The organism is Paenibacillus terreus, assembly GCF_042138595.1.
Classification (GTDB): domain Bacteria; phylum Bacillota; class Bacilli; order Paenibacillales; family Paenibacillaceae; genus Paenibacillus; species Paenibacillus terreus.
The window spans coordinates 120,692-147,375 of the sequence record NZ_JBHIRX010000008.1 but is presented as its reverse complement, the minus strand read 5'-3'; the positions used below and the strand labels follow the sequence as shown (position 1 = coordinate 147,375).

General features: G+C 49.8%; 23 protein-coding genes. 19 read left to right on the top strand and 4 right to left on the bottom strand.

Going from position 1 to position 26,684, the window contains the following annotated elements:
• The first annotated feature begins 294 nt into the window (after positions 1–294).
• The 10 genes from ACE5KN_RS16020 (at position 295) to ACE5KN_RS15975 (ending at position 14,172) form a co-directional block, all read left to right on the top strand.
• On the top strand, positions 295–459 hold the full coding sequence (locus tag ACE5KN_RS16020) for a hypothetical protein (RefSeq protein WP_375524715.1): 165 nt from the start codon (positions 295–297) through the stop codon (positions 457–459).
• A 22-nt stretch (positions 460–481) separates the two neighbouring features.
• Entirely contained in the window at positions 482–3,544 is a 3,063-nt protein-coding gene (locus ACE5KN_RS16015; RefSeq protein WP_375524714.1) for a hybrid sensor histidine kinase/response regulator, read from the top strand.
• Positions 3,522–4,625: a response regulator gene (locus tag ACE5KN_RS16010; protein WP_375524713.1), complete on the top strand. Its 1,104-nt coding sequence runs from the start codon at positions 3,522–3,524 to the stop codon at positions 4,623–4,625. Before ACE5KN_RS16015 ends, ACE5KN_RS16010 begins: the two co-directional genes overlap by 23 nt.
• A gap of 152 nt (positions 4,626–4,777) precedes the next feature.
• Positions 4,778–8,326, top strand: a complete 3,549-nt coding sequence (locus tag ACE5KN_RS16005; RefSeq protein WP_375524712.1) for an S-layer homology domain-containing protein — start codon at positions 4,778–4,780, stop codon at positions 8,324–8,326.
• A 202-nt stretch (positions 8,327–8,528) separates the two neighbouring features.
• A complete protein-coding gene (locus ACE5KN_RS16000) occupies positions 8,529–9,197 on the top strand; it encodes a helix-turn-helix transcriptional regulator (RefSeq protein WP_375524711.1) in 669 nt (222 codons plus the stop codon).
• Positions 9,198–9,569: 372 nt separating this feature from the next.
• On the top strand, positions 9,570–10,652 hold the full coding sequence (locus ACE5KN_RS15995) for an alanine racemase (RefSeq protein WP_375524710.1): 1,083 nt from the start codon (positions 9,570–9,572) through the stop codon (positions 10,650–10,652).
• Between the two features lie 28 nt (positions 10,653–10,680).
• Entirely contained in the window at positions 10,681–11,844 is a 1,164-nt protein-coding gene (locus ACE5KN_RS15990) for a M20 family metallopeptidase (protein ID WP_375524709.1), read from the top strand.
• A 29-nt stretch (positions 11,845–11,873) separates the two neighbouring features.
• The gene (locus ACE5KN_RS15985) at positions 11,874–12,332 is read left to right on the top strand and encodes a RidA family protein (protein WP_375524708.1); all 459 of its coding nucleotides are present in this window, start codon (positions 11,874–11,876) and stop codon (positions 12,330–12,332) included.
• A 113-nt stretch (positions 12,333–12,445) separates the two neighbouring features.
• On the top strand, positions 12,446–12,685 hold the full coding sequence (locus ACE5KN_RS15980; protein WP_375524707.1) for a hypothetical protein: 240 nt from the start codon (positions 12,446–12,448) through the stop codon (positions 12,683–12,685).
• On the top strand, positions 12,685–14,172 hold the full coding sequence (locus ACE5KN_RS15975; protein WP_375524706.1) for a sodium:solute symporter family protein: 1,488 nt from the start codon (positions 12,685–12,687) through the stop codon (positions 14,170–14,172). Before ACE5KN_RS15980 ends, ACE5KN_RS15975 begins: the two co-directional genes overlap by 1 nt.
• Positions 14,173–14,397: 225 nt before the next feature.
• On the opposite strand, the gene ACE5KN_RS15970 is transcribed toward ACE5KN_RS15975, so the two are convergent.
• Positions 14,398–15,060: a type 1 glutamine amidotransferase domain-containing protein gene (locus ACE5KN_RS15970; RefSeq protein ID WP_375524705.1), complete on the bottom strand. Its 663-nt coding sequence runs from the start codon at positions 15,058–15,060 to the stop codon at positions 14,398–14,400.
• A gap of 101 nt (positions 15,061–15,161) precedes the next feature.
• Positions 15,162–16,055 (bottom strand): LysR family transcriptional regulator, encoded by an 894-nt coding sequence (locus ACE5KN_RS15965; protein WP_375524704.1) that lies wholly within the window; start codon positions 16,053–16,055, stop codon positions 15,162–15,164.
• A 132-nt stretch (positions 16,056–16,187) separates the two neighbouring features.
• Here ACE5KN_RS15965 and ACE5KN_RS15960 point away from each other — a divergent pair, with 132 nt between their 5' ends.
• On the top strand, positions 16,188–16,928 hold the full coding sequence (locus ACE5KN_RS15960) for a spermidine synthase (protein ID WP_375524703.1): 741 nt from the start codon (positions 16,188–16,190) through the stop codon (positions 16,926–16,928).
• A 111-nt stretch (positions 16,929–17,039) separates the two neighbouring features.
• On the opposite strand, the gene ACE5KN_RS15955 is transcribed toward ACE5KN_RS15960, so the two are convergent.
• On the bottom strand, positions 17,040–17,534 hold the full coding sequence (locus ACE5KN_RS15955) for a hypothetical protein (RefSeq protein WP_375524702.1): 495 nt from the start codon (positions 17,532–17,534) through the stop codon (positions 17,040–17,042).
• 312 nt (positions 17,535–17,846) lie between these two features.
• Between ACE5KN_RS15955 and ACE5KN_RS15950 the strand changes: the two genes are divergently transcribed.
• Positions 17,847–18,638: a sulfite exporter TauE/SafE family protein gene (locus ACE5KN_RS15950; RefSeq protein ID WP_375524701.1), complete on the top strand. Its 792-nt coding sequence runs from the start codon at positions 17,847–17,849 to the stop codon at positions 18,636–18,638.
• Between the two features lie 267 nt (positions 18,639–18,905).
• Entirely contained in the window at positions 18,906–19,811 is a 906-nt protein-coding gene (locus ACE5KN_RS15945) for a putative RNA methyltransferase (RefSeq protein ID WP_375524700.1), read from the top strand.
• A 35-nt stretch (positions 19,812–19,846) separates the two neighbouring features.
• Here the strand turns inward: ACE5KN_RS15945 and ACE5KN_RS15940 are convergent, their stop codons facing one another.
• Positions 19,847–20,437: a GbsR/MarR family transcriptional regulator gene (locus tag ACE5KN_RS15940; protein WP_375524699.1), complete on the bottom strand. Its 591-nt coding sequence runs from the start codon at positions 20,435–20,437 to the stop codon at positions 19,847–19,849.
• A 341-nt stretch (positions 20,438–20,778) separates the two neighbouring features.
• Here ACE5KN_RS15940 and ACE5KN_RS15935 point away from each other — a divergent pair, with 341 nt between their 5' ends.
• The 6 genes from ACE5KN_RS15935 (at position 20,779) to ACE5KN_RS15910 (ending at position 26,647) form a co-directional block, all read left to right on the top strand.
• Positions 20,779–21,606 carry a carbohydrate ABC transporter permease gene (locus ACE5KN_RS15935; RefSeq protein ID WP_375524698.1) on the top strand — a complete coding sequence of 276 codons (828 nt, stop codon included), beginning with the start codon at positions 20,779–20,781 and terminating at the stop codon, positions 21,604–21,606.
• Positions 21,607–21,687: 81 nt separating this feature from the next.
• A complete protein-coding gene (locus tag ACE5KN_RS15930) occupies positions 21,688–22,530 on the top strand; it encodes a carbohydrate ABC transporter permease (RefSeq protein WP_375524697.1) in 843 nt (280 codons plus the stop codon).
• A 99-nt stretch (positions 22,531–22,629) separates the two neighbouring features.
• Positions 22,630–23,958 carry an ABC transporter substrate-binding protein gene (locus ACE5KN_RS15925; protein ID WP_375524696.1) on the top strand — a complete coding sequence of 443 codons (1,329 nt, stop codon included), beginning with the start codon at positions 22,630–22,632 and terminating at the stop codon, positions 23,956–23,958.
• Between the two features lie 5 nt (positions 23,959–23,963).
• Entirely contained in the window at positions 23,964–25,472 is a 1,509-nt protein-coding gene (locus ACE5KN_RS15920) for a CehA/McbA family metallohydrolase (RefSeq protein ID WP_375524695.1), read from the top strand.
• Positions 25,473–25,495: 23 nt separating this feature from the next.
• Positions 25,496–26,278, top strand: coding sequence for an HAD family hydrolase (locus ACE5KN_RS15915; protein ID WP_375524694.1), 783 nt, complete (start codon positions 25,496–25,498; stop codon positions 26,276–26,278).
• A gap of 57 nt (positions 26,279–26,335) precedes the next feature.
• Entirely contained in the window at positions 26,336–26,647 is a 312-nt protein-coding gene (locus ACE5KN_RS15910) for a DMT family transporter (protein ID WP_375524693.1), read from the top strand.
• The last annotated feature ends 37 nt before the right edge of the window (positions 26,648–26,684 follow it).

Here is a 26,684-nt window from a genome sequence, read left to right as displayed (position 1 = left end):
TCTGCGAAAATAGAATTTTGTTCAGCTGCAAGCTAATAACGAGGCAAGTTAGTTAGATGATAGTTTATCACGAAAATTGTTAATTGTGTATGAGTACATAAATTTGTGAATTTTATCTTGTGTTAGATGTACTATAATCAAAAAAAGGTTGATTATCTAATTATAATAAATTCCACACCCACCACTTCAAACGTAATTTCGTTCGGGATCCCGAACAGGCCGCATGCCAGCGAAATAGATCCCTCATACGTGTCCGGAGTCGGCAAAAAAGTAGAATAGTTAAGGAGGATACATTTGATTCCGTTGATTGCCTTATTACTGATCGTCATTTTGGTAGAACTAATCATAATTGAGGTTAGATTCAAAAGAAAAATGGAAATTGATAAAAAGATGCTGGACCGCCTGGATCTTATCATAAAAGAACTCGAAAGATTAAAGGGAAAAGTTACAGAAGAATAGAAACGGAAGGAATTCGCCATACATGAAAAAGCAAGCTCTGGGCCTGGTCAGCATGATTACGATATTTGCTGTTGCCACTTTTTTATTAATCTTTCAATGGCTCCATTCCAGCCAGGTATACCCGGAAGCGCAGCAAGGGATATTGGACGCGAGAGATTGGAACTTCTCTGAGGGCGTGATTCCGCTGCAAGGGGAATGGGAGTTTTATAAGGACCGGCTGTTGACGCCCGCAGATTTTGCGAATCATGCTTCCATGAAGCAGCTGCAAAAAGAGCGGCGTTATCTGCCTGTACCGGGAAATTGGGAGGGGAAGGTTTCAAAAGACGGTTACGGGGCAGGCACATATCGTTTAAAAATAATGCTCGCTTCACCTGGAGATTACGGCCTTAGAGTAAAAAAAATACGCATGTCCAGCCGTGTTTTTATGGACAACCGGGAAGTCGGCAGTACAGGTAATCCTGCGCTTTCCGAGGAAGGCTTTGTTCCCAGCAATTTCCCAGTCTTTGGTGTGGTTGAGGAGGATCGGCAGACCATGGATATCATCATCCAAGTCGCCAGCTATCAGTCGCTAAAAGGCGGTCTGGTCCAAGCGCCGGAATTCGGATTGGCGGACGAAGTGATCTCAAGACGCGATACCGCAAGGCTGGCGGATATGATTGTCATTACAACGCTCTTGGTATTTGGTATTTATTTCGCGGGGATGTTCAGACAATGGAGAAAGGAGCCGTACCTGTTATTCTTCAGTTTGTTCTGCCTGGCACTTGGACTGTTTTTTTCCATAGACAATGAGATCGTACTGGCGTCTATAATCCCATCCCTGTCTTTTTATTTGCTGCAAAAATTGCTTTTTATTCTGCCATATCTGGCCATTCTGTTTTTAATCTACTATGTACGCTATTATTTGAATGACCGGAGTAACCGCTGGTTTAGAGTGTTTGAGTGGGTTTCGTATATCTATCTGATTTTATTGGCAGTGGTTCCGAATAATATATTGTTATTTCTGCGCTGGCCGGGCATATTGCTGCAGATCGGGGCCTTTATCATGATGTTCTATTGGATTTTCCGTTATCGGCACTACGGAGCGCGAGTGTATTACATATTGCTTGGGGTATTCTTTGTGGTTATAAGCTGGATCTTCGCCCAGACCCGCTATCAGCTGGCGTTGGATAGTCCTTATTACATCATTGTTACATTGCTGCTGGTCGTGCTTTCACAATCGTTTATGATGACAGACCGATTCCGGGAGGCTTTATTGCAAAGTGAGCAATTGGCTGAGCAATTGCTGGTGCATGATCAGCAAAAAGATGAATTTTTGGCCAAAACATCGCATGAACTTCGGACGCCGCTCCATGGCATTATTAATTTATCGGAAGCCCTCCTGAATAACATCGAGACTCCGCTGCCGGGAGAGCATCGTGAAAATATCAGGCTGCTGCATTTGCTCGGACGGCGGCTGGCCAGCTTGGTGAACGACATCCTCGATATGAACCGGATTCGCTATGGAGGGCTGCAGGTGCATATCAAACCGGTAGATTTGCACATTTCAAGCGAATTTGTCATGGAGACGTTGTCGATCACTCCCTTTAAGGACAATGTACGCCTGATCAATCAGCTGCCTTCCAAGCTTCCGTTAGTGATGGCGGATGAGAACCGATTGCGTCAAATCCTGCACAATTTGCTTGAGAACGGACTCAAGTATACGGAGCACGGGACGGTGTCCTTATCGGCGAAGGTGCAAGGGGATCTGCTGGCGATCTCGGTTGCCGATACAGGGCGGGGCATTTCACCGGAATTAATGAGTCAGCTATTTCAACCCTTTTTCCGTGATCATGAGACAAAAATAGATTCCAATGCCGGACTTGGTCTTGGATTAAGTATATCGAAGCAGCTTGTTGAGCTGCAGGGAGGTCACCTGCAAGTGGAATCGGCGGTTGGGCAAGGCTCAAAATTTACCTTTACACTGCCGCTGGCCGGTAATGTGGAGAAAGAAACCGCCGTCTCTTCAGATTCCAGGGTTATGGTGAAGAAAGAGGAAACTGCGGAATTGGCCGCCATGCATTCCAAACCGGGAGGGAAGGAGAAGGCGTTTCATATCCTGATTGTGGATGACGAGCTTTCCAATCTGAAAGTGGCTATGGATGCGGTTGCTTCAATGCATCTCGCTTATACAGCAGTAAGAAGTGGTGAGGAAGCACTGGAATTGCTGCAGCGCAGGATGCCCGATCTGGTGCTGCTGGATCTGATGATGCCGGGCGTATCCGGGCTTGATATTTGTCGTAACATTCGTTCCTTGCACGGCATGTCCGAGCTTCCGGTTCTCATGTTAACCGCCTCCGGGCAAACCGCTGATACGATTGCCGCTTTCGCAGCGGGAGCCAATGACATTTTGCAGAAACCGTTCGAAATTGCGGAACTCAAGGCACGCGTTCAGTCGCTGCTGGCGATGAAAAGCTCCTCGGAGCATGCCGTGCGCCGGGAAATGGATTTTTTGCAGGCACAGATTACCCCGCACTTTTTGTATAACAGTTTAAACGCTCTAGTTGGACTTAGTTATAAAGACGTGGATAAACTCCGGGAAACGATCCAGCATTTGACCACTTATCTGCGCGCCAAGTTTACCTTCGTTTTTCAGGGGGAAGCAGTCCCCTTGGAAAAGGAATTGGAGCTGGTCCAATCTTATTTGGCGATCGAGCAGCTTCGATTCGGTCAGCGTCTGCGCGTGCAGTATGATATTGATGAGCATGCGCAAGCTTTGCTGCCACCGCTGACGCTGCAGCCGATTGTAGAGAATGCGGTTCGGCATGGGATTGGTCAGAAGCCGGAGGGAGGCACCGTAAATATCATCGTTCGTCATGCCGGAAGCGGTGTGGAAATAGTTGTTGAGGACGATGGCGTCGGGATGCGTGATGAAGAGCTCATGCTGCTGGAAACAGGGCTTCAGAGCGGAATTGGCATTAGCAATGTGAACAGGCGGCTGCAGATGAGGTACGGTCAAAAGCTGCAGATGGTTAGTCGTTACGGGAAGGGAACGCGAATCACAATCCATTTGGCGGAGGGCAATCATGTGGAAAGCCGTTCTAATTGATGATGAAGAAATTGCACTGGATGTTTTGGAAATTATACTGAAGGATGTTGGCGGCGTAGAGGTCGTCGGGCGGTTTCAATTCATGGCGGATGCGCTCGGCCAGTGCGAGCGATTAGAGCCGGACTTGATCTTTCTCGATATTGAGATGCCCCGGATGAGCGGACTGGAAGCTGCAGAGCAGCTGAAGCTTCGCTGTCCTGACGCGGAGATCGTTTTCGTGACCGCACATGATCAGTATGCGGTGGATGCATTCCACACCGAAGCGATCGGTTACCTGCTCAAGCCTGTTGCCAAGCCTAAGCTTCTTCAGACCCTTTCCCGTTATTCCAACTTGCAGAGAAAAATGCGTGGCTGGAGCGACGGTGATGCCGATAGCAGGGCGAGAAAAATAGAAACGAATTCAGCCGGGTCTGCGCCCGACACAAGTAAAAGGCAAACGCTGACGCTAAAAATGATGGGAAGCATGGAATTATACGATCCATCCGGGAATTTGTTGAAATGGCGAACGAAGAAAACAAAGGAGCTTTTTGCTTTTCTTTGGCATTACCGAGGCAGCCCGGTATACAAATATACAATTCTTGAACGGTTGTGGCCGGATCTATCGGCGAAACAGGCGCAGCAGCTGCTGCACACCACGCTATATTATATGCGCAGCCTGTTCAAGTCACTGGGTTATGATGAGATTGTGAAGTACGGTGATGAGCGCTATTCTATTGATACCAGAGTCCTTCATAGTGATCTTGAAGAGCTGCTGGAGCTAATGAAGATGGAAGCCACGGAAAAGACGGTCATGCAAGCCGTTGCATACTATAGCGGCGATTACCTGGAGACGGAGCATTATGATTGGGCGAATAGCTATCGAATTGAACTGCGTTCTGCAGTATTATCCTTTTTAGCAGGTGCATTGGGTCTTCTGTCGAATACGTCCAGGATAACTCTCCTCAATAAACTCATTGAGCTGGACCCTTTCTGTGAGGATTATTACGATATGCTGGTGAGCGGTCTGAGTCAGGCTGGTGATCAGATGGGAGCAGCAAAGATAGAGCGGCTAAAGAGACAAATTTGGTCCGAGGAAATTTGAAAATAAGATAATCAAGGTCTTTAGACTCGGGTCTGAAGACCTTTTTGTCGTTTTTTGAAGAAAAATGTTGAGAAAGTGTTAAGTGCTTTTTTGCTACGCTAAAGCCACTGAGCGGGTAAGTGCTCTGACAGCTTTGAGGGGGAGTAGCACAGATGAAAAAATGGGTATCGTTTTTGACCGCATGTCTCTTGCTCTTTAGTTTGGTACCTCCAGCATTTGCCGGTGTCCAATCGGGCTGGGAGGCGAAAGACATGCGTGGACTGGCCACGGACAGCAGCGGGCGATTGTATGTAGCTGATGTTGGCGGCGATGTTGTGCGGGTGTATAACAATGATATGACTCCTGCCATGACTCTTGGGGTGGGGGAGGGCGGATCGGATAACGAACATCTCAACGTACCTAAAGGTGTGGCGGTTGATCAAACTTCCGGTGAGATTTATGTGCTGGATTATTCGAACAACCGCATTCAAGTATTTAACCACGAGGGCGATTGGTTGCGGACGATAGATTTATCCATAGCCCAAAGTAATGCTTCTGAATCCATAACACTTGATCTTTACGGACATATCTTCGTAACAGATCAAAATTACAAAGTATACCGTATGAATACCGATGGAAGTCTTTATCGCGATATTTTGCTCGCGCCTCAAATTTTGGACAGACCTATGGGAGTTGCCACAGACTCGAAGGGGAATCTCTATGTCTCACAATACTTTAATCATATCGTGCTTGTCTATGCATATGATCATGTGCATGACAGCTACACTTACTTGAAAACGATTGGTGAGAAAGGCGTTGCTGGGGCGGATAACAGCCACCTTAATAACCCTTGGGGTGTTTATGTGGATGAGAACGACATGCTGTACGTTACGGACAGAGGTAATAACCGGGTGCAGGTCTATAATAGCGATGGAAGTTACAGGTTGACACTCATTCATCCGAATTTTTCGGGCCCATATCATACGACAACAGACAACAGAGGTCATGCCTATGTTGTGAATGGTTCAAACCAAATATTCATGTTTGATGCACAAGGCCATTTTGTGAAGATCCTTGGCCAGAATGTTGACCCGACGTTTGTAAATGGTATCGATAATTTGTTGATGATTGACCAGGATACTCCAGCTGTTGATTTGAAAAATTGGTTAAGCGTAAGTGATCCAGACGCTGATCAAACCATGACCTGGACAATCACTGCCGCGCCGGCGCACGGCACACTCCGTTTCGAGCAAAATACCGCGCCAAGTGGTGGAGCGGATATCGCGCCAGCGGGCCCTATAACATACAAGCCGGATCAAGGCTACTTTGGCACGGAGAGATTCACGATAGAGGTGAGTGACGGGGTAGGCGGCAAGGTGTCCCGCACATTTAACTTTCTGATCAAGCCGAAGGCAGACAAGCCTACGGCATCTCCTTCCAGCGGTGCAGTTGTTCCCAATAACAGCAGCATCAATCTAAACAGCTCATCTTATGGGACACAGATTCACTTCACGCAGGATGGAACGGATCCGACATTGCAAAGTCCAATCGGTGATCGTGTAACCGTCAATGGATTGCCGGGGGAGACCCTAACCATTAAAGCTATCGCAGAGGGTGCAAACCTGGTGGCCAGTGATATCGCAACCTTCACGTATACGATTGAGAGTCCGGTCCCAACTCATTTGACAGCAGAGGCGGGCAGCGAAGAGGCAACGCTTGCATGGAATCCCGCAGAAGGGGCTGTCACGTACAGTGTCTATCAAAGCACGAAATCCGGAGTTTATGGTTCATTGCCTGTGGCGATTGTGGACGAAACTTCCTACCATGCTGCCGGCTTGACGAACGGAAAAACTTATTATTTTACAGTCAAAGCCAACTTTGGGACAAGCAGCAGTGATTACTCCAACGAAGTCAGTGTCACGCCATTATCCAACAATGCAGATGTGGACGGTCTTGTGTTAAAGGGCATCGGGTTGAATCCTGTATTTGCGCCGGATATTACGCATTATACGGCCAGCGTAGACAACAATGTCAGCAGTATAACTGTCAAGACAGGTGTTGCCGATGATGTGTATGGAACCGTGACAGCCAGTGTTTATGGCCCTTCCGGTCTTCTGACCAGCGGTCCTTATGTGTTCAAGCACGGGGAAGAGTCACCGGAATTGCTTTTGGAAGTGGGCGAAAATAAAATTGAAATCCTGGTAACGGCTCAGGATGGCAGCACCAAGACCTATACAGTGGCCGTTAATAGAGCTGAAGCTGTGCCTTCCCCAGGTACGGACCCGGATTTGCCGGATACAGATTCTCCTGGTTCGGATCCGGATTTGCCAGATCCAGATTCTCCAGCTCCAGGTACGGACTCGGGTTCTTCAGATTCTTCGGATTCAGGTTCGCATGATAGGAACAAGACGAACAGTGGAGGTGGTTCCGTATCGAAACCAACAGCTGCCGTATCTTCCGGATTGCAAATTATTGTGGATGGGCAGCCATATGAACAAATTGCAACGAATACGAAAACGAATGTTAACGGGCGTTCCGTACTGACCGTTGCAGTGGATACCGCCAAATTGGTTGCACAGCTCCAGCAGGCGAATGGACAGCCTACCGTTACCATTCCAGCAGGTGATGGTGCGGACAGCGTTTCTGTTGTACTGAAGGCAGATGCGGTAAAAGCAATGCAAGACAAGCAGACGCTTCTGGATGTTCAAACACAGATTGGAAGTTACAAGCTGCCTGCTGATCAGATTGATATCGACAAGCTTTCCAGTGAATTGGGGGAGAGTGTAAAGCTGTCCGACATTGTAATACAAATTGAGATCGGAAAAAGCGATGAGGATACGGTAAAACGTGTAGAAAATGCAGCCGCACAAGATGGCTTCACGGTTACAGCTTCACCAGTTCATTTTCAGGTATCAGCATCGGCAAACGGAAAAATCGTAAATGTCGAGCAATTCAACAGCTATGTAAAGCGTGAAATTGCACTTCCGGGGGGGATTGACCCAAGCCGGGTGACAACAGCGGTCGTTATTAACCAGGATGGCAGCGTACTCCATGTACCAACAGCTGTTACGGTGCGTGACGGGAAGTATTATGCCGTAGTCAACAGCCTAACGAACGGTGATTATACACTGATCTGGAATTCCAGAACATTTGATGATGTAACGGGTCACTGGTCTGAACAAGCCGTGAACGATATGGCTTCGCGAATGATTGTTAAAGGCGTTGACGCGAAGCGCTATCAGCCGAACGCATCCGTTACGCGGGCGGAATTTGCGGCGATTGTTGTAAGGGCGCTGGGACTGGGTGATCAGGCAGATATCAATAATAAGTTTACAGATGTTTCTGAAGAGGATTGGTATGCGGGGGCTGTGGCGAGAGCGGCGGAGTATAGCTTGATCAACGGCTATAATAATGGGGCTTTCCTGCCTGACCAGACAGTAACCAGACAAGAAGCGTTAGTGATCATTGATCGGGCGATGAGGTTTGCAGGAGCTGATGCGGACCGTGCAAATGCGGAAGCTTCATTGTCTGCGTTTGCGGATCGGGAGCAAATCGCTCCTTGGGCGGATGAGGCGGTTGCCACGGCGGTAAGCCATGGGCTTGTCAAGGGATCGAACCAAAGCCTGATGCCAATCGTGAACCTTACCAGAGCTGAAACCGCAGCAGTCGTACAGCGCTTTTTGATCGAAAGCAAGCTGATTGACGACCGTCAATTGAGATAATATTTGAAGGTAGACTATAATCCAAAAGAAGCCTCTCCTTAGTAAATGGATGTGAACCAGCAACCATCTAAAAGGAGGGCTTCTTTTGTTTTCTTCCACCTTCTCCGCTTGACAAAATAACGAACTTTGAGGAAACTAGGGATAACAACTTTTGTTTGGATATCAAACTTTTTTTGAGATAACTGCGGAAAGTGTGTGTGAAATGGAAAATATTAAGGATGAAATGAACACGCTTCTGCCCCTGGTCCGCTGCATTGCTGCACAATTCGGCAATAAATGCGAGGTTGTGCTTCATGATCTGACTCAGGGCTATGAAAGCACAATTGTAGCGATTGAGAACGGGCATATTACCGGCAGAAAGGTTGGAGACTGCGGAAGCAATTTGGGCCTCGAGGTGCTCCGGGGAACGGTTGCCGACGGTGATCGGTACAACTATATCACCCAAACGAAGGACGGGAAGATTCTTCGTTCGTCGTCCACCTATTTCAAGAACAGCAAGGGTGAGACTGTGGGAGCGCTCTGCATCAATTTGGATATTTCGGATTTCCTGGTTGCGGAGAATACACTTCGGTCCATCACGATGCACAGCCTTGATCAAGAGGTGAAGGAAGTGTTCGTCAATGATGTAAATGAACTGGTCGAATATCTTCTGCAGGAGTGCCAGAAAGAAATCGGCAAGCCGGTATCCCATATGAACAAGGAAGATAAATTGAAAGCGATCCAGTTTCTTGACATGCGCGGAGCCTTTTTGGTCAAGAAGGCTGGAGACAAGGTGTGCCAATTTTTAGATATTTCCAAGTTTACGCTGTACAACTATCTCGATGAAGTCAGAGCCCAGACGGATAAAAACACACCTCAAAACACGCGGTAAAACAGAAGAATCCCCACATGCTGCTCACGCAGCATCCATGTACCCCGGCCATTCCCAAAAAATATTAGCCGGGTACATCGCTTGGCTTCTCAAAATCCAGATTCACAGGCTCACAATCCTTCCGCGATGAGAAGTTGCGGTGTCCCCGTAAATGGATTTTCTCCTCGAATAAAATGAAAGCGCAGCCATTTGAGCGGTTAGTTTCATGTTATCTTATCTTACTTTATTTGAATTTTATATTGACAAATTCTGCTGATTGAATTCATACTGTGTATGATCTAAAAAATATTTTTTTTATCTAATTTTTTTTATTTTTAAAAAGGGGTGAAGATTCTCGTTTTTTATTACTGCAAAGAAGGGAGCATGAACGGAATGAACGTATCTACACCGGCTGTTATTGTTGACCTGGATATTACGGAACGCAATATCCAGCGAATGGCTGAGGTTGTTCGAAGCGCAGGTATCCGCCACCGTCCACACATTAAGTCACACAAATCCGTCTATTTCGCACGCAAGCAGCTTGAAGCAGGATGCACAGGCATTACCTGCGCCAAATTAGGCGAGGCCGAGGTCATGGCCGAGGCAGGCTTCGATGATATTCTGATCGCCTTTCCCATCATCGGAGAAGATAAACAGGAGCGGCTGTTTCGCCTGGCCCGGCAGATCAAGGTCACTTGTGTAGCTGACAGTATGGAAGGGGCCGTATCAGTCTCCCGCGTCGGTGAGCGCCTGGGGAGCAGAATTCCTCTTTGCATCGAAGTGGATGGAGGCATTGGCCGCTGTGGCCGGCAGCCAGGGCAAGACACATTGGAATTTGCCAAGCAGATTCACAGCCTTCCCGGGATAGAAGTTGTTGGTGTGCTGTCTTACGCCGGACAAATTTATGGCGAAAGCTCCAAGGAGAGCATCCGGGCCATGGCCAAAAGCGAAGCCTTGCTGTTGAAGCAGTCGGCAGACATGATTCGCGAAGCCGGTATCGATCTTACGGTCGTCAGCGGCGGGTCCTCGCTTTCATCCAAGTTTGCACAAGACCTGGATGGGGTGACGGAGGTTCGTGCCGGCAACTATCTATTCCATGATGTAGGCCAGCTGTCCATGGGGATGGTAACGGTGGATGATTGCGCTCTGCGTGTGGTGACAACGGTAGTCAGTGTGCCGGCTCCGGGGAGAGCCATTATCGATGCCGGGTCCAAGACGCTGACGACGGACATGATGCCTTTTTCCAAAGGATACGGCTATATCATCGAGCAGCCGGAGATCGAAATCTTCAAGCTGAACGAGGAGCATGGCTTCCTGCGGTACGATCCGTCACTATCCCTGCAAATTGGCCAACAGCTTACGATCATCCCCAATCACGCTTGCGTCATTCCGAATTTGTGCGATGAAGTTTTGGGTGTTCGTGCCGGTAAGGTTGTGGAGCGTATCAAGATTGATGCAAGAGGCAAGAGCAGCTAACTATGGGCGCAGCGGGAGTTGATCGAAAATGAAAAACCCTTGGCAAGAAGTATTTGATGAACAGGAACTGCTGGAGATTACTTGCGGCCTGATCCGATGCCAAAGCGTGAACCCGCCAGGCTATGAGGAGGTGGCTGCGCGCTACATATATGAGCTTCTCCAGCGGGAGGGGATCAATGCCGAAATGCAGTGGCCTGCGCCGGGAAGGCCGAATCTTACGGCCGCTCTAAAGGGACAGAAGGAGGGGCCAAGACTCCTGTTTAACGGACATCTGGATGTCGTACCGGCAGGCGAGAACTGGAGTGTTGATCCTTTTTCGGCAGTGATACAGGAAGGACGCCTTATCGGTAGAGGGGCAGCGGACATGAAGTCTGGTGTTGCGGCCATGCTGTATGCCGCCATTTGCTTGCATCGATGCGGTAACCCGTTCGCAGGAGAGCTGATTCTGTTCTTCAATGCCGACGAGGAGAGGGTGAACCTCGGGATGCGTCACTTTCTGGAACATCCGCTTGCCGCCGATTATGCCGTGATCGGCGAGCCGACGGAACTGGACATCTGCATTGCCCATAAGGGGATAGGACGCTATCGGGTGCGTACCTCCGGGATCGCAGCGCACGCTGGAAAGGTGAAGGAGCCTGACAATGCCATTCCGAAAATGGCGCTGCTTATAGAAGGGCTTGAACCGCTCAGACACGAGCTTCAGGAGCGGGTGCATCCGCTTTTAGGCAGCCCGTCCTTGAATGTGACACAGATCAAGGGTGGTACGGCCCCGAATATCGTGCCGCAAAGCTGCGAAATTGAGATTGACCGCCGCGTGATCCCGGGGGAGACACGGGAGAGCGTGCTGGAGCAGTTGAGCCAAGTGGTTGAGAGTGTGGCGGCAGCAGGCGGCTTTGTTTATGAAATCGAGGATTACCTGTTCATCCCTGCCACCATGATTGAGCAGGACCATCCTCTGGTGCTTGAACTCGCCAACGCGGTGAAGAGTGTTCGAGGCACCGGTCCGGAGGTAACCATATTTGAAGCAAGCTGCGAGGCGCCGTTTCTATCCGTGAACCTGGGAATTCCAACCGTTATTTTCGGTCCGGGATCGCTTCTGCAGGCCCATGTAAAAGATGAGCATGTTCCCATTTCACAGCTCATCGAAGCATCGAAAATCTACAGAGAACTGGCTATGTCCATACTTCAATAATTCATCATGCTCAGGAGGAGAACTGCAATATGACAATTCAGGAAAGATTAAAGGAATTAAATATCGAGCTTGAACCGGCGAGTGTTCCCAAATTCTCGTACGTCCCGGTGACCCAGACGGGAAATTTGCTGTATACATCCGGTCATGACTGCCGCAAGAACGGGGAACTGATTCTGGCAGGCAAGCTTGGCGCGGAGCTCACAATTGAACAGGGGCAGGAAGCGGCGCGCAGATGCGTGATTAATATTCTGTCTTCTCTGCAGGCGTATCTCGGTGATCTGAACCGGGTCAAAAAAGTAGTGAAGATGCTCGGCTTTATCCAAAGCGCGCCGGGATTCAAGGATCAGCCTTATGTATTAAACGGAGCCTCCGATCTGTTAATCGAGGTTTTTGGCGATAAAGGAAGGCACGCACGGTCGGCCATAGGCACAAATGAGCTGCCGTTTGATACGCCGGTTGAAGTGGAAATTATTGTTGAGATTGAATAAATAAGATTAAAAAAATGGGGGGGACGTTTTAGCACGTCACCCTCCAAAGAAAATTTGCAGGCATTAAATGTAACATACCTTGTAGGGGAAATCAACGAACGGGGGATTTTCACATGAGAAGCAAAGTTCCTTTGTATCTGTTGTCACTGATTGCGTATCTGGGCATGCCGCTCGGCGTCATTTGGATGAACCGTATTTTCGAAGAGCGCCACATCTTTGTTATGGGACTGCCGCTTTTACTGTTCTGGATGGTCATGTGGATTATACTGGGGGTCGGCATCATGCTGCTCGTTGATTTTTTGAACCCGGATAACCGGGCTGAACTTCATGAAGAGAAGGAGGCGGCAGAGTGATGGCGCAGCAGGCAATCTCGATTTCCATCATCGGTGTGTTTCTTGTCATCTCGCTGTATCTAGGCATCAGAGCCTCGAAAGGCAAGAAAATGAATCTGGAAGAATGGTCTGTCGGCGGCCGCGGCTTCGGTACGGTACTCATTTTCCTCCTCATGGCCGGTGAGCTGTATACGGTCAACGCTTTAATGGGGATCAGCGGCTGGGCTTTCGGGCGCGGGGGAGCGGCCTTCTATAACATCACGATGCTTAATTTTATAATCGGTTATTGGCTTCTTCCTAAAATCTGGAGGTATGGAAAAGAGCATAAACTGATCTCGCAATCCGACTTCTTTATAAAGAAATACAACAGTCCCGCACTTGGTGTTTTTGTAGCGGCTGTCGGCTTTGTTTCGATGATTCCTTATCTGATTATTCAGCTCAAAGGACTGGGGATTATCATCTCCGAAGCCTCTTATGGCATGATTTCACCCACGGCTGCCATCTGGGTCGGCGTGCTGGCCGTGACGGTCTATGTCATGTTCTCCGGTATTCATGGTTCGGCATGGACCGCCGTCATCAAGGATATCCTGATTGTGGTTGTTGTGGTGTTCCTGGGGTTGTATCTGCCGTTTCACTATTTCGGCGGCATCGGTGAAATGTTCAAAGCAGTGGAAACGGCGAAGCCGGGCTTTTTGGGTCTGGAAGACAAAGGGTACAGCACATCCTGGTATGTATCCAGCCTGATTCTGCTGTCGCTCGGATATTACATGTGGCCGCACGGCTTCATCGCCACCTATGCCGGTAAAAATGCGCGATCTGTACGGAAAAACACGCTTCTTCTTCCGATCTACATGCTGTTTACATTGTTTGTGCTGTTTATCGGCACCTCCGCCGTCCTGCATGTGGATGGCATCAGTAATAACGATGTGGCGATTTTCGCCATCGTGAAGCAAACCTTCAGCCCATGGGTTGTTGGCCTGCTGGGAGCTGCCGGGTTGTTGACTGCGCTTGTTCCCGGCTCCATGCTGCTGATGACCACGGCTTCTCTCGTCGCAAACAATGTGGTAAAGGCGCTGCGGCCCTCGCTGAGCGACCGGAAGGTGATGACGCTTGCCCGCTGGCTCGTGCCGGTCGTAGCCTTGATTGCACTGATCTGCACCTTTAACAGCGGCTCGGCTATCCTGCTGCTTATGCTGAGCGGGTACGGTTTCGTTTCCCAGTTGACGCCCGCCGTTGTTTGCAGCTTCTTGAAGTGGAATCCGCTCAATAAGTACGGCGTATTTGCGGGAGTCGGTGCAGGGGTGCTCATTGTGGCTTATATCAATCTGGTTGGAGCGAATATGGGCACATTCTTCCCGACTGCTCCAAGCTGGTTCCAGGATCTGAATGTCGGTATAACTGCACTTCTGGCCAACATTATTGTATCCCTGATCGTCAGCGCATTGACCCGTTCTTTTGCCGCCAACAAATCAAATTCTGCCGGGGAACCGGCAACCGTGAAGGCTTAAAATGACCGAAGGCTAAAAGCGGCTGCACTTCTCTCCGCTGCTGCGTGCATATCCCATACTTCACAATAATAAGAAGAAATCGTCAATCTCCTCCGATTTCTGAAGTAACAAAAAGGTCGGGAACAGGTAAGTTTCCCCGGTTCTCGACCTTTGTCCTTCGGCCCTGCAAATACCTTCTCTAAATCCAGTCAAATTGTAAATATGAATCTGCAAAAGCTTTTTGAATCAGGAGCCTAATTTTTCAATAACTGCATAGGTTACAGCCAGCGTGGATTGAGGGTTTTGGCCTGTGATCAGTTTGCCGTCTACCTCGTGGTGAGAATTCCAGTTTGGAGCAGCGACATAGATTGCCCCCAAATCACGAAGCTTGCTTTCCAGCAGGAATGGCAGATTTGCGCTCAAGCCAGTATCTGCTTCTTCTCTGTCCGTAAACGCGCTGACCCGTTTGCCGGCAACGAGCGGCTGTCCATTGGACAGTGTGGCGCCAACCAAACCTGCCGGGCCATGGCATACGGCGGCGACAATTTTGTCTGCTTCGTAAAATTCACGCAGCAAAGTCTGCAGCTTTTGGTTATCCGGAAGATCGTACATCGTTCCATGCCCACCCGGCAGGAAGATGGCGTCAAAGTCTTCATGAGATACTTCATCCAGCTTCAACGTATTTTGCAAATACTTTTCTGCATCCAGAATCTCCTGGGGAGTATTCGTGTCTACACTGCCGGGATCAATGGGGGCCTTACCGCCCAGCGGGCTGGCAACCGTAACCTCGTATCCTTTCTTCGTAAATTCGATATATGCTTCTGCAAACTCGGACAGCCAAATTCCCGTCTGCTTGCCGTCTTTAATTTCGCTGTGGTTTGTGACAACGATCAAAACCTTTTTAGCCATCTTTATAGCCTCCTCAAAATTTGTTTTCTTACACATGCCCATTCTAATCACGTGTATACTATAAAACAAATTATGTTTTTGAGGGGAAGCTATAAATATATTTATGGATTAGGCTGGTCATTTGATGCTCTTGCAAGCAGGGTGGATCGGATACGATTTATATCGGACAGGTGTTTATGCTTCGTTTTATAGGCAATATATAATTCGTTTTTTATGCTTAAATCCTCGAAAATGACCCTGACATTGGCCTTGTTCATTACATTTTCCAGGATGTAGGTGGGAATCAGGCTTACACCGGCACCGTTCTCGATGGCTTTAAGAATGAGATGCAGGTTCGGAATGACATGAGCGGGCTTGAGCAGCGGTCTCTTTTTAAAATGCTCCCTCCACAATCTTCTGATGATCGGCAAATCCAGTCCATAGCTGAGCCATGAGCAGGATAAAAGCCATTGCTCCCTATGGCTGTCATCCAGGTTTGGCGGGATCTGTATCGTCTCTGGTGCCACGATCACAAACTCTTCATCATTTAGTTTGGCATATTCGATGCCCGGTGTTTGATATTTTTGAGACGTAAAAACAATGTCCACTTTATCTTCCTTCAGCAATTCCAGCAGTTGGTCGGCCGTGCCAAAGTGGGTAACGGTACTTGTATTGTAGTCGGACAGCCTCGGAAGAATGTGCTCGGTATAGTATTCAATGGCAGAGCCGATTCTGAGAATGGACAGTGTAGGCAAAGAAACGGATTTGATGTTTAATGAGGCTTCCTCCAAGGATTCAATCAGGGGAGCAAGCTGAGAGTATAATGCTTTTCCTCTTTCGGTGGGGATCATTTTTCTGGCGGTTCGGATAAATAAAGCTTCTCCTGCTTCTGATTCCAAATAAGCGAGATGCTGGCTCATGGCCGGTTGCGTCATCATTCTGGCTTTGGCCGCTTCGGAGACCGAGTTGTATTTGTATATATAGATAAAGCTTCTGTACCATTCAAAATCAATCATGTCAGCGTTGCTCCTTACATTCAAGGTCTTCAGATTTCAAGGCCTCTTGCCTGAAATGGTGTAAAATAAGATAGCTTAACGATACAGGATAAGCCTGCAGCTGATCAATAAGGATGAAGGGGATCATGTATATTGCATATATTATTCCACGAAAAAAGTGAGAATCATGAAATTAAGGTATACGATACGGCGGAGTTATTCGGTGAGAAGGGGAAATTCCGTGTACTGGAGTTCTCCAATCAGGCGGTGCAGGGGGCGCTTGATCTGGAGCATCCGGACCGGATTCTGTTTGAGTATCCGAGAGCCATCATTCACCTAATGGAATGCAATACACCCGACTTTGAGGATGTGTTCCTGATTGGACATGGCATCGGGACGATAGCCGGGCATTTTGTGGATCGACGCTTCAAGGTCGCCGAACTGGACAGGCAGGTGGTTGAACTAAGCCGTGCCTATTTCGGCAGTGCAACGGAGCAGGTTGTGATAGGTGACGGGCGTGAGCTGCTGAGCCGTGAAGAGCCGAACCTTTTCGATTATGTAATTGTGGATGCTTTTACAGAGAAGGGGACGCCGCACCATCTGACCTCCAGAGAATTTTTCAGGCTGGCTGCAGAGAAGCTGCACCCCGGAGGAGCGGTCATTATGAATCTGATCGGAAGAGGGACGAAGGACAAGCATATTCAGGCTATCCATACGACGTTAAGCGCAGAGTTTCCGTATACCAAGGCTTTTTCGATGCCGGCGGATGGAGGTACGGTTACCAGGAATGTAATACTAATGGGTGGAGCCCGTCCGATCCTGTTTCAGGAGCGGCATATGGCCGGGTTCCGGGAAACGAGGCTAGGCAGGGGACACATTATTACTGATTCGTGAATTTGTATTTTTTTAATATCGGATACTCGCCCTGAGACCCAATCCCTTCGATTCTATTTGAAAAGGCCAAGAACAGAGCTGATTTACACTGTACTTGGCCTTTTATGCTTATTATTCCTGTGCTTCTTTAAAGGTTACATCATGTTCACTTGCAAGGCTGCTCAAATTGGATTGGTAATCACGAAACAGCTTTCTTCCTTCGGCCAGTTTTGCATTGGCCTCTTCAGCTTTGGCGTAATCCTGGGCTTCCAGGGCGGTTAGAGTAGTCATAAATGCGGAATTCTGTGTATTTGCAGCTTTAATCAAAGTTTCGTGAACCTCGCGGACCTCAGGTGTCGTAGTTTGAATGCTTTCAATTTTGCTAATATAGTCTGAATATTGAGGAATAATCTCGTCTTTGAGTGTATAGTACAGCGTTGCATCGTCTTTATAGTTATTCCCTGTTACAGACTCATAGAGAGCTGTAATCTTAGATTCCTGTTCTACCAAAGGCTGAATGCCTTCGTTCAAATATGTAACGAGCTCATCCTGAACCGGATCACTGCCGCAGGCCGTAACAGCAAACAGACTAGCTATGCCCAAAAAAAATAAAGCAATTTTCTTCAAAATTTGTTCCCTCCAAAAAATATCAGTCTTTTAGAACTAGTCTTTAGGGACTAGTCAACAGGTAGATTATACCTGTAATTTTGCCAGGAAACAATATAATATCCAACATATTATTTTTTTGTGTTTATATTTGGGGAATTATGGAGGTTATTCATACTCCCTGTTGATACTATGCCTGAGCGGGGCAAAAGCTTCATAAGAAAGCAGGAATGTGGTAACGTTATGAGAGACTGGCCGTGGAGGCCGGTCTGCCGTTGTTTATCAAGATTAGAAAACTGTCGCAGTTGCTGCTTGGAAAGGAATGAACTACATATGGAAAGCCTTTTGCTGGTCCTGATTGGCATGCTCGCCGCGATAAGCGGAGCCATCGCCGGTCTGGGCGGCGGATTTATTATTGTGCCGGTGCTGGCGTTCATGTACACCATCCCGGTGTCCAGCATTTCAGGAACGTCGATGGCTGTCCTGTTTGTCAGTGCGATCTCCAGTACGCTGGCTTATGCGAGACAGAAAAGAATTGATTACCGCAGTGGTCTCGCCTTTTCGATAGCCATGGTTCCTGGCTCTGTGCTTGGCGCCTATACTACGAGCGTCGTTGGCAGTCGTGTGTTCTTTATTGCGCTGGGGCTGTTTCTGATGCTTATGGCTGTGGTGATTAACTTCAAGCCTACGCGCAGCAGGGGAGGCTTTCTGCGTCCAACAGTATCCAGGGCTATAACGGACGTATCCGGACTGGAGCACAGCTACGCGTTTAACATGTGGTTCGGCGCGACGGTGGCGTTTTTTGTCGGGTTCATCTCCAGTCTGTTCGGCATCGGTGGCGGCTCGGTCATGGTACCCACGATGATTCTGTTTCTGGCCTTCCCGCCTCATATTGCGACGGCGACGTCCATGTTCTCCATCCTGCTTTCTTCTCTGGTGGGAACGGTCTCCCATGTAGCTTTGGGCCATGTCATGTGGAGCACGTTCGTCTGGCTCGCCATAGGAGCGCTTGTCGGAGGGCAGATCGGCGCAAAAATTGCATCCAAAATCCCGGCAAAGGTCATTATCCGCATCCTGTCCGTTTGTCTGTTTATTGTGGCTATCCGGCTGATGTTTAAAGGCTAGTATGTTCTTAAGGGTTGCGCGAGCCATTCCATACCGATAGAATGGGAGGAGGAGCCTCATGCTCCTCAATGGCTTGGGGGTAGCCCAAAGCATTGTACAGCATTGCTCAACCACAGGAGGAACGAACCGTTATGATCATCCAATTCATTCGTTATCGTTAATGAGAGGTACAGACCTATAGGCCCGGCTAATTTTTTTCGTATGATGCCAGGGTTTATTTTTCTGTGCCTTTTTCATTCTCGATTAATGCATGAAAGGGTGTTTTTTGTGTCCAAAAACGGGAAAATTCGTCTCTTGACTGAACATGTCAATATTTTTGCCTGCCCACTTTGCTCAACGCCAATGCAGGTTGTCGATCAAGCGAGCCTGAAGTGTGCGAACGGGCATTGTTATGATATTGCAAGACAGGGTTATGTGAACTGGCTCTCACATGCGCCCAAAACGAAATATGACCAGTCCCTGTTTGCAGCGCGCAGCAGCCTGCACCAGCATGGCTTTTTTGCGCCGCTGACGGAGTGTATTGTTGAAACCATAATAGAGCATATGGGCTCCGAAGCCTCCGGAACCTCCGAATACTCCGAAATCGGAAGGCCTATAAAAATAATGGATGCCGGTTGCGGCGAAGGCTCGCATTTGGTGGATGTACTGAGCAGCATGCAGAACAAGACAGCCCATGATCTGCTGGGCGTAGGTGTGGACATCTCCAAAGAGGGTATTCGCATGGCCGCCAAAGCGACAGATACGGCGCTCTGGTGTACCGCTGATCTGGCCAAAGCTCCTTTTGCGGACAGACAGTTTCACTGTATTTTGAATATTCTTTCGCCTTCCAGCTACGGGGAGTTCAAGCGGCTTCTGGCGGATGAGGGAATGGTCATCAAGGTTGTGCCGGAAAGCGGATATTTGCAAGAGCTTAGAGAGGCGCTGCACGGAGCATCCGAAGCGCACAGCTATTCGAATCAAGCTACGCTGGAGCTGTTCAAGAGCCATTTCCAGCTTATCGACAGGCAGCGGGTTCATTACAAGCTGGCTCTGGCTGGGTCATTGCTGGAGCACTTGCTGCAGATGACGCCCTTAGCGTGGCACGCATCGGCAGAGGAGGTTCGGCAGGTGCTGCGGCAGGAGCGTATGGACATTACCGTGGACCTGACAGTCTTAGTCGGCAAACGAGATTAACCAACATTGAAATCAAACAAAGACCCTGCTCCGAATTATTCGGCGGCGGGGTCTTTGTCATTTTGCCGCTGCTGACGCGCGTCGTGGATGAATTTCTCCAGCTCGCCTTCCTTGAGCAGATCAATGAAGGTCTGCAGCCACTCGTAAAATTCAACCGCATGGTACAGCTTATGCAGGTCCTTCAATGCCGTCTGCCGCACATCGTCAGGGGTACCCGGATGCAGAATCAGCTCCTTAAGCTCAGGCATGACCTGATCAATGGACGCTGTCATCACATCATGCTCACGCTGCAGCTTGGTGGAGAAGAATTTGCGAAAAAAGATATAAAAATCACTTTGAGCCTGGTAGAGATCCTTACGGTCAAGCTTGGTGTCCAGCTTCTCAATCATGCTGTTATCCAGCAGCGATCTGGCCGCATAGCTCATATTGCTTTTGCTCATCTGCATTTTGTCTTTCATTTCCTCAAGCGTCAGCGGTTTATCCTCGAAAAACATTCTTCCATACAATAACCCCGCCGAGCGGGTCACTCCATACAAATCCATCGTGTCCCCGATGGCCTCAACAACCCTCTTCCGCAGCTCTTCCCACTGGGCAAGTGCAGGGAGCTCATTTCCCGTCTGATTCACTATGGCAGCCTCCAGATTACCGGTATGTGCTTATTAGATACAAAATTTCTTGAATATTCATCATTATACCCCGCTATTGACAAGGATGTAAGTCGAATTCCAATAAATGTAGGCTGGAAATGCAGATTTTACGAAGAAATGCCTTTGAAATTACATAGAGATAACCCAGTCTGAAAAAATGAAAGTACAATAATAACTATACGGAAGCGAATCATAGTGTGTTTATAGTGCCTTTGGAGAAAATATTCAAAAAAAATTGAATGATAGATTGGAGTTGTCAGGCATTGAATTGGAGAAAAAGATGGGGGGAACCGCAAGCGTACGCTTTCATACTCCCGGCTATGGCCCCCCTGATCGTATTCTGGATCATCCCGATGATCTACATTACTTATTTAAGCTTCACGAGCTGGGACTTCATGAGTCCGGTGAAAACCTTTGTCGGCCTAGACAACTACAAATATCTGTTCCAGGACCCCGAGTTTTATGCCACGATCCGGGCGACGCTTATCTTTGCGGCCGGGAGTGTCATACCGACGATGACGGCCGGGCTGCTGCTGGCTTTGCTTCTGCACGGCAAGCTTGCCGGGTCGGGTATCTACCGGGCGATTATATTTTCCCCTTGGGTGACACCGACCGTTGCAGTATCCATTGTGTGGGCCTGGATTTTCGAAGCAAGATCGGGTCTGGCGAACGCATTGCTCAGCATATTTGGGATTGAAGCCATTCCGTGGCTGCAGGATGGGGCGTGGGCGATGGTTGCCATTCTGATCGTTACGATCTGGAAGGGCCTCGGATGGGTGATGGTCTTTTATCTGGTAGCCCTGCAGTCCGTCCCCGAAAGTCTAAAGGAAGCGGCGGCCATCGACGGTGCAGGACGCTTGCGGACCTTTTTCGCGGTCACACTGCCGCTCATTTCGCCAACAACCTTTTTCCTGTTCATTATCCAGATGATTGACGCCTTTCAGGCGTATGACCAGATCAACATTCTGACCCAGGGCGGTCCTGCAGGCTCAACACGCACTCTGCTGTATCTGTATTATCAGGCGGCCTTTGACCAGTTCAATGTAGGACAGGCTTCGGCGGTGGCGCTCATGCTGGTCGTATTTATCGGGCTGTTCGCAGTCGTTTCATTTCTCGTATCACGCAAAAATGTACACTATCTCTCTTAGAGGAAAGATATTTTACCTTCGGTAAAAATCACTTTTTTATTGAACATCGCGTTTACAAGTAAACGCTAGAGGAGGCATGTTATGTATCGTTCATCCATCCTGATCCGGGTCATTCGACATGCGGCGCTGATTCTGATCAGCCTGGCTATGGCTTTTCCTTTCCTGTGGATGGTGACCAGTTCGCTGAAATCCAATGACGAAATCCGGGCCTTTCCGCCGGTACTGCTGCCGGAGGTGCCTCTCTGGAGCAACTTCGTGGAAACGTGGAACGCCGCGCCGTTTGGACAATATCTAATGAACAGTGTGTTTGTGGCAGGTACGATCGTCATTTGCCAGATCATTTTGTCGGCCATGATGGCCTATGCATTGACCCATATGCGTTTTCCCTTCAAAAATGTGCTGCTGGGAATCATTCTGACGATGTATATGCTGCCGGTATCCGCTACGTATCTGCCGAGCTATATGATTCTGTCGAAGCTGAACCTGATCGATACCTACACAGGTCTGATTATCTCGAATGCGGTCAGCGTATTCTCCATTTTCCTCATCCGCCAGGCTTTCATGCAGCTGCCGAAGGAGCTGGTGGAAGCCGGAAAGATCGACGGGGCTGGTCATTTGCGCATCCTGTTCACACTGCTGTTTCCGCTGGCACGCTCTTCATTTATCGTACTGGCGCTACTCAGCTTCATCTCGAATTATAATAATTATTTCTGGCCCATGCTCATTACCAAATCTCCGGAGCTCAGCCTGGTGTCCGCAGGTCTGCGTTCCTTCTTCGTGGAGGGCGGGGGTTATGGCATGAAATGGCCGCTCATCATGGCAGGCAGCACGTTCACCATTGTGCCGCTGCTCGTACTGTTCGTGATCGCCCAGAAGTGGATTATTAAGGGGGTGAACAACGCGTTCAGCGTGAACAAGGGATAAGGGTGCGGGGACAAGTTTCTCGCGCTGTTGGTACATACATCGGGCACGAATTGCATCAAAAAAATGGAGGGATTTCTGAAGATGTTGAAGATGTTGAAGATGTTGAAAATGAAAAGCATTTTGTCAGGACTTCTTATTTTGTCGTTTATTATACTGACGGCCTGCGGTGGTAATCAAAGTACAGGGGCGGGAGCAACTGAGAACCAAAGCGCTGGTGCTGCCGACGGAAAGCCGGTTGAAATCGAGTTCTGGTATGGTCTGGGCGGGAAGCTCGGTGATGAGATGAAAAGCCTGATTGACGAATTCAATGCCTCCCAGAATGAAGTGATCGTCAAGCCGGTGGTGCAGGGCAATTATGATGAAACGAAGCAGAAGCTGCAGGCGGCTATTGCGTCCGGCAAGGTGCCGGCCGCGGCTCTCGCCTCTGATGTAGTCTGGGCTAAGAATGGTTATTTTGCTTCTCTGGATGATTTCATTGCTGCGGATAATGCGTTCAAAGCGGACGACTTTATTCCCGCGTTTCTAAACCAGGGCAAAGTGGACGGCAAGCAGTATTTCTTGCCGATGTACGGAACGACCCAACTGCTGTATTACAACAAGGAAATGTTCAAAAAGGCCGGCATCACGGAAGAGGACATCAAGACGTGGGAAGGGCTGGCGGCGGCTGCCGAGAAGCTGACCGTCAAGGAAAACGGGAAAACAACCGTGTATGGCTGGGAGCCGATGTGGGGTGCGGATAACATGATTGACGCGACACTGAGCCGCGGGGGTCACATTCTGAGCGAGGACGGCAAAACCGTCATGATTGACAGCCCCGAGTGGGTTGAGACATGGGATGCTTTCCGCAAATGGATTTTCGAGGATCAGAGCATGGCGATTCATTCCGGCGGACAGGGCTGGGAGTACTGGTATAAGACGATTGACGATGTGCTGCAGGATAAGGCGGCTGGATATACAGGCTCCAGCGGGGACCAGGGCGATCTCGATTTCAACAAGCTTGCCGCGGCGCCGCAACCGGGCTGGGAGGGTCATGATCCGGCGCCGGTCGCATCGGCCCTGCAGGCAGGCATCCTGGCCAAAGCATCGCCTGAGGAGCAGAAAGCGGCATATAAATGGCTGACCTTCTTCACCAAGGCGGAAAATACCGCGAAATGGTCCATGAATACCGGTTATATCGCCGTACGCCAATCCGCATTGGAAGTACCGGAATTCAAGGAGTACAGCGAGCAAAATCCACACAGCAGACAGCCTCTGCTGCAGGCGCAGCATGCTTCGGAGCCTTTCATCGATCCGACAGGCGGCAAAATTATGGATGCGCTCAAAGTAGCGGCTGACAAAGTGCAAATCTCCAACATGCCTGCCGAGCAGGCGCTGAAGGAAGCCAAGGAAACCGCACAGCGCGCATTGGATCAGGTGACGGGAGGATAAGGCGAATGATAACGATGACTTCGACCGGATTTCAGCCAGAGCATTCACTTGCTGTACATTCCTTTAAGCTGGATAGTCCTGCCGAATGGCTGATCCTGCACGCCGAGCATCCGGAGAATGTCTGGCTGCAGATGGTGGTCAGGGATGCGGAGGGCAGGGTGCGAATGCAGTACCTGACCAAAGGTGTGGAGCAAACGCTGGTGCTGTGCGCTGATCCCGGGCGCTCCACCTGCGGATCCGTTCCGGGGCCGCTTCCGCAGGGAGAGTGGACGGTTCAGGTCTGCGGGATGAAGCCTGAAGTGACGGCATCCTACACCTTGACCATTCAGATAGGGACGGGTGCTCCCGATAGCGAAGGGACGCTGCCGCCCGTGGGCGAGCATCTGTGGGCAGTGTCCGCAGCCACCGGTACGGCGATGTCTTATCAGAATTATCCGTGGGACCGTGTGGCTGCAGTTGGACCACGCTGGTACAGCGGAGACTTTCACATGCATACCCGCCTGACGGACGGCAAGCAAACTCCAGCGGAACTGACTGCTCAAGCAGCGGGACAGGGACTGGACTTCATGGTGATTACGGAGCATAACTTTCTCACGACAGGCTGGCCTGAGACGGAGCTGCTCGTGATACCGGGCGTGGAGGTGACTTCCTCCAAGGGGCATTTCAACATCCTTGGCATCCGCGAATGGATTGAATGGTTTGGCAGTGGAAGCCAGCCGGTGTTTGAAACGCTGGAAGGCATGGCGGTCATCCTGGAAGAAGCGAGAGAGCAGGGTGCGGTTTGCAGCATGAATCATCCGGAGCTGGTTCCATGGGAATGGCAGCATGATGTTCGTCTGGCTGCCTTTGATACGATTGAAATCTGGAATGATCCGACTTATCCGGATAATCCGGCCGCAACGGAAAAGGCGCTGCAGCTGTGGGATATCCTGTGGGCTCACGGCGTGATCCTCTGGGGCATTGGCGGCAGCGATACGCATAACCTGCCGCATGAAAGCTATGAGCCGGGCGGTCCTCCCTCGGTCGTGGGCGATCCGACAACCTGCGTCTGGAGCGGGGAGCTGTCGGTGAAGGGCATTATGGATGCCATCAGGCAGGGGCATGTCTATGTGACACGCGGGCCGGAGCTTGATCCCTATGTTGCGGCGGGAGAGCGCCTGTTCAGACCGGGGGAACGCATTCCGCATGAAGTGGAGGCAGTGGAAGCTGTCGTCTGTCATTTGGGCCTGCGCGGCGCTCCTTCCGGTGCTTCCATCCGGTGGATTGTGGACGGTGTAGCCGTGTCCGAGTCCAAGGTGGATTGTGGTTGTGAAAGCCCGGACACATTCCATCAGCTGAGTTATGAAGTCAACTGGCCGGATGAGGGTCTGCACTGGGTGCGCGCAGAGGTGCGGGATGCCGATGGAAGGCTGCTGGCGTTTACGAACCCGGTGTACAAAGGGGAGCCAGTGCCGTCGCTTGCCACATGGGGTGACCTGAAGCGGAAGCTTGAGCCAGCCGCGGCGGCGCGCTGATCTGTAAATGAGGAGTTGGGGAAGTGACGGCTGTACTGCAGGTGAAGACCCGCGAGATTGAGATCGATGCGATTCTTTTTGACAAAGACGGCACCTTGCTGCAATTTTTGCCCTTGTGGGGAAAATGGGCCGGAGTCATGACTTCTCTTATGACAGAGTCTATCCGGACGTTGGGAAAAGGCATGGACTTTGAATCGAAGTTACTGCTCGGTGTCGAGCTTGACGAGAGGTCCCAGGTAACTGGTTTTGATCTCCAGGGTCCCTTGTCGATCGCTTCCATACCGGAGATTGAAGGAGCCCTGGCATGGCAGCTGTATACCCGCGGCATGTCCTGGAATCAGGCGATACAGCGGGTAAGGGTAATCCGGGCCGCGGCTGACGAGGAGGTGGAGCGGGAACGGCCGGTGGTGCCGCTTCCCGGCCTGCTCTCCTTTCTGTCCCACTGCACGGAAGCGGGCCTGCCGCTGGCCGTTGTGACGGCAGATCAGACGGCGGAAGCGTTGAAGCATCTGCAATGGCTTGGCGTGGCGGATCGCTTCAAGGCAATTATGGGCAGAGACCGGGTGATCAACGGCAAGCCTTCGCCCGAAATTGTATACAAAGCCTGTGAACTGCTGGGCGTCAAGCCGGCAAGAACGGTGCTGATTGGCGACACGGCAGGGGACATGCAGACAGGGAGACTGGCCGGTGTCCGTCTGACTATTGGCATTGGCGGAGAGCCGCTGGCGGAAGCCGACGTGATGATCCGTTCGTATGATGAGCTGCGGATTGAACGAGTTGAGCACTCCGCGCCCCAAGATGCCTGAATTTCAGCAAGGTTAGTCACGAACAATATTTTGTCAGGCAAAAAGGAATGAAGACATGTGGGCTGGATTTATTTATCCATGGCGATTGCTTTGGAACTGACAGGAACAATTATTATGAAATATTCAGCCGGTTTTACAAGATTGCTGCCATCTGTGCTGATGTTTTTCTTTTACGGCCTCAGCTTCGCTTCGTTGAACCTGGCGGTACGTACAATGAATCTAAGCCTTGCTTATGCGATATGGTCCGGCTTGGGTACGTTATTGATTTCACTCGCTGGGTATTATTTGTTTCATGAGACGATCTCGCTGCGGCAGTGGATTTGTATTGCTATTATTGTATTAGGCGTCATTGGACTGAAGGTGAATTAAGCTTTTACTGCGGCAGAGGCATTCTTGCCGGCCCCAA

Excerpts from the sequence above, each read along its gene's own strand:
- ACE5KN_RS15980 (WP_375524707.1), top strand. The coding sequence starts at position 12,446 with ATGAGAAGCAAAGTTCCTTTGTATCTGTTGTCACTGATTGCGTATCTG.
- ACE5KN_RS15950 (WP_375524701.1), top strand. The coding sequence starts at position 17,847 with ATGGAAAGCCTTTTGCTGGTCCTGATTGGCATGCTCGCCGCGATAAGC.
- ACE5KN_RS16010 (WP_375524713.1), top strand. The coding sequence starts at position 3,522 with ATGTGGAAAGCCGTTCTAATTGATGATGAAGAAATTGCACTGGATGTT.
- ACE5KN_RS15920 (WP_375524695.1), top strand. The coding sequence starts at position 23,964 with ATGATAACGATGACTTCGACCGGATTTCAGCCAGAGCATTCACTTGCT.
- ACE5KN_RS15995 (WP_375524710.1), top strand. The coding sequence starts at position 9,570 with ATGAACGTATCTACACCGGCTGTTATTGTTGACCTGGATATTACGGAA.
- ACE5KN_RS15990 (WP_375524709.1), top strand. The coding sequence starts at position 10,681 with ATGAAAAACCCTTGGCAAGAAGTATTTGATGAACAGGAACTGCTGGAG.
- ACE5KN_RS16000 (WP_375524711.1), top strand. The coding sequence starts at position 8,529 with ATGGAAAATATTAAGGATGAAATGAACACGCTTCTGCCCCTGGTCCGC.
- ACE5KN_RS15925 (WP_375524696.1), top strand. The coding sequence starts at position 22,630 with ATGTTGAAAATGAAAAGCATTTTGTCAGGACTTCTTATTTTGTCGTTT.
- ACE5KN_RS16005 (WP_375524712.1), top strand. The coding sequence starts at position 4,778 with ATGAAAAAATGGGTATCGTTTTTGACCGCATGTCTCTTGCTCTTTAGT.
- ACE5KN_RS15970 (WP_375524705.1), bottom strand. The coding sequence starts at position 15,060 with ATGGCTAAAAAGGTTTTGATCGTTGTCACAAACCACAGCGAAATTAAA.
- ACE5KN_RS15975 (WP_375524706.1), top strand. The coding sequence starts at position 12,685 with ATGGCGCAGCAGGCAATCTCGATTTCCATCATCGGTGTGTTTCTTGTC.
- ACE5KN_RS15965 (WP_375524704.1), bottom strand. The coding sequence starts at position 16,055 with ATGATTGATTTTGAATGGTACAGAAGCTTTATCTATATATACAAATAC.
- ACE5KN_RS15985 (WP_375524708.1), top strand. The coding sequence starts at position 11,874 with ATGACAATTCAGGAAAGATTAAAGGAATTAAATATCGAGCTTGAACCG.
- ACE5KN_RS15930 (WP_375524697.1), top strand. The coding sequence starts at position 21,688 with ATGTATCGTTCATCCATCCTGATCCGGGTCATTCGACATGCGGCGCTG.
- ACE5KN_RS15935 (WP_375524698.1), top strand. The coding sequence starts at position 20,779 with ATGGCCCCCCTGATCGTATTCTGGATCATCCCGATGATCTACATTACT.
- ACE5KN_RS16015 (WP_375524714.1), top strand. The coding sequence starts at position 482 with ATGAAAAAGCAAGCTCTGGGCCTGGTCAGCATGATTACGATATTTGCT.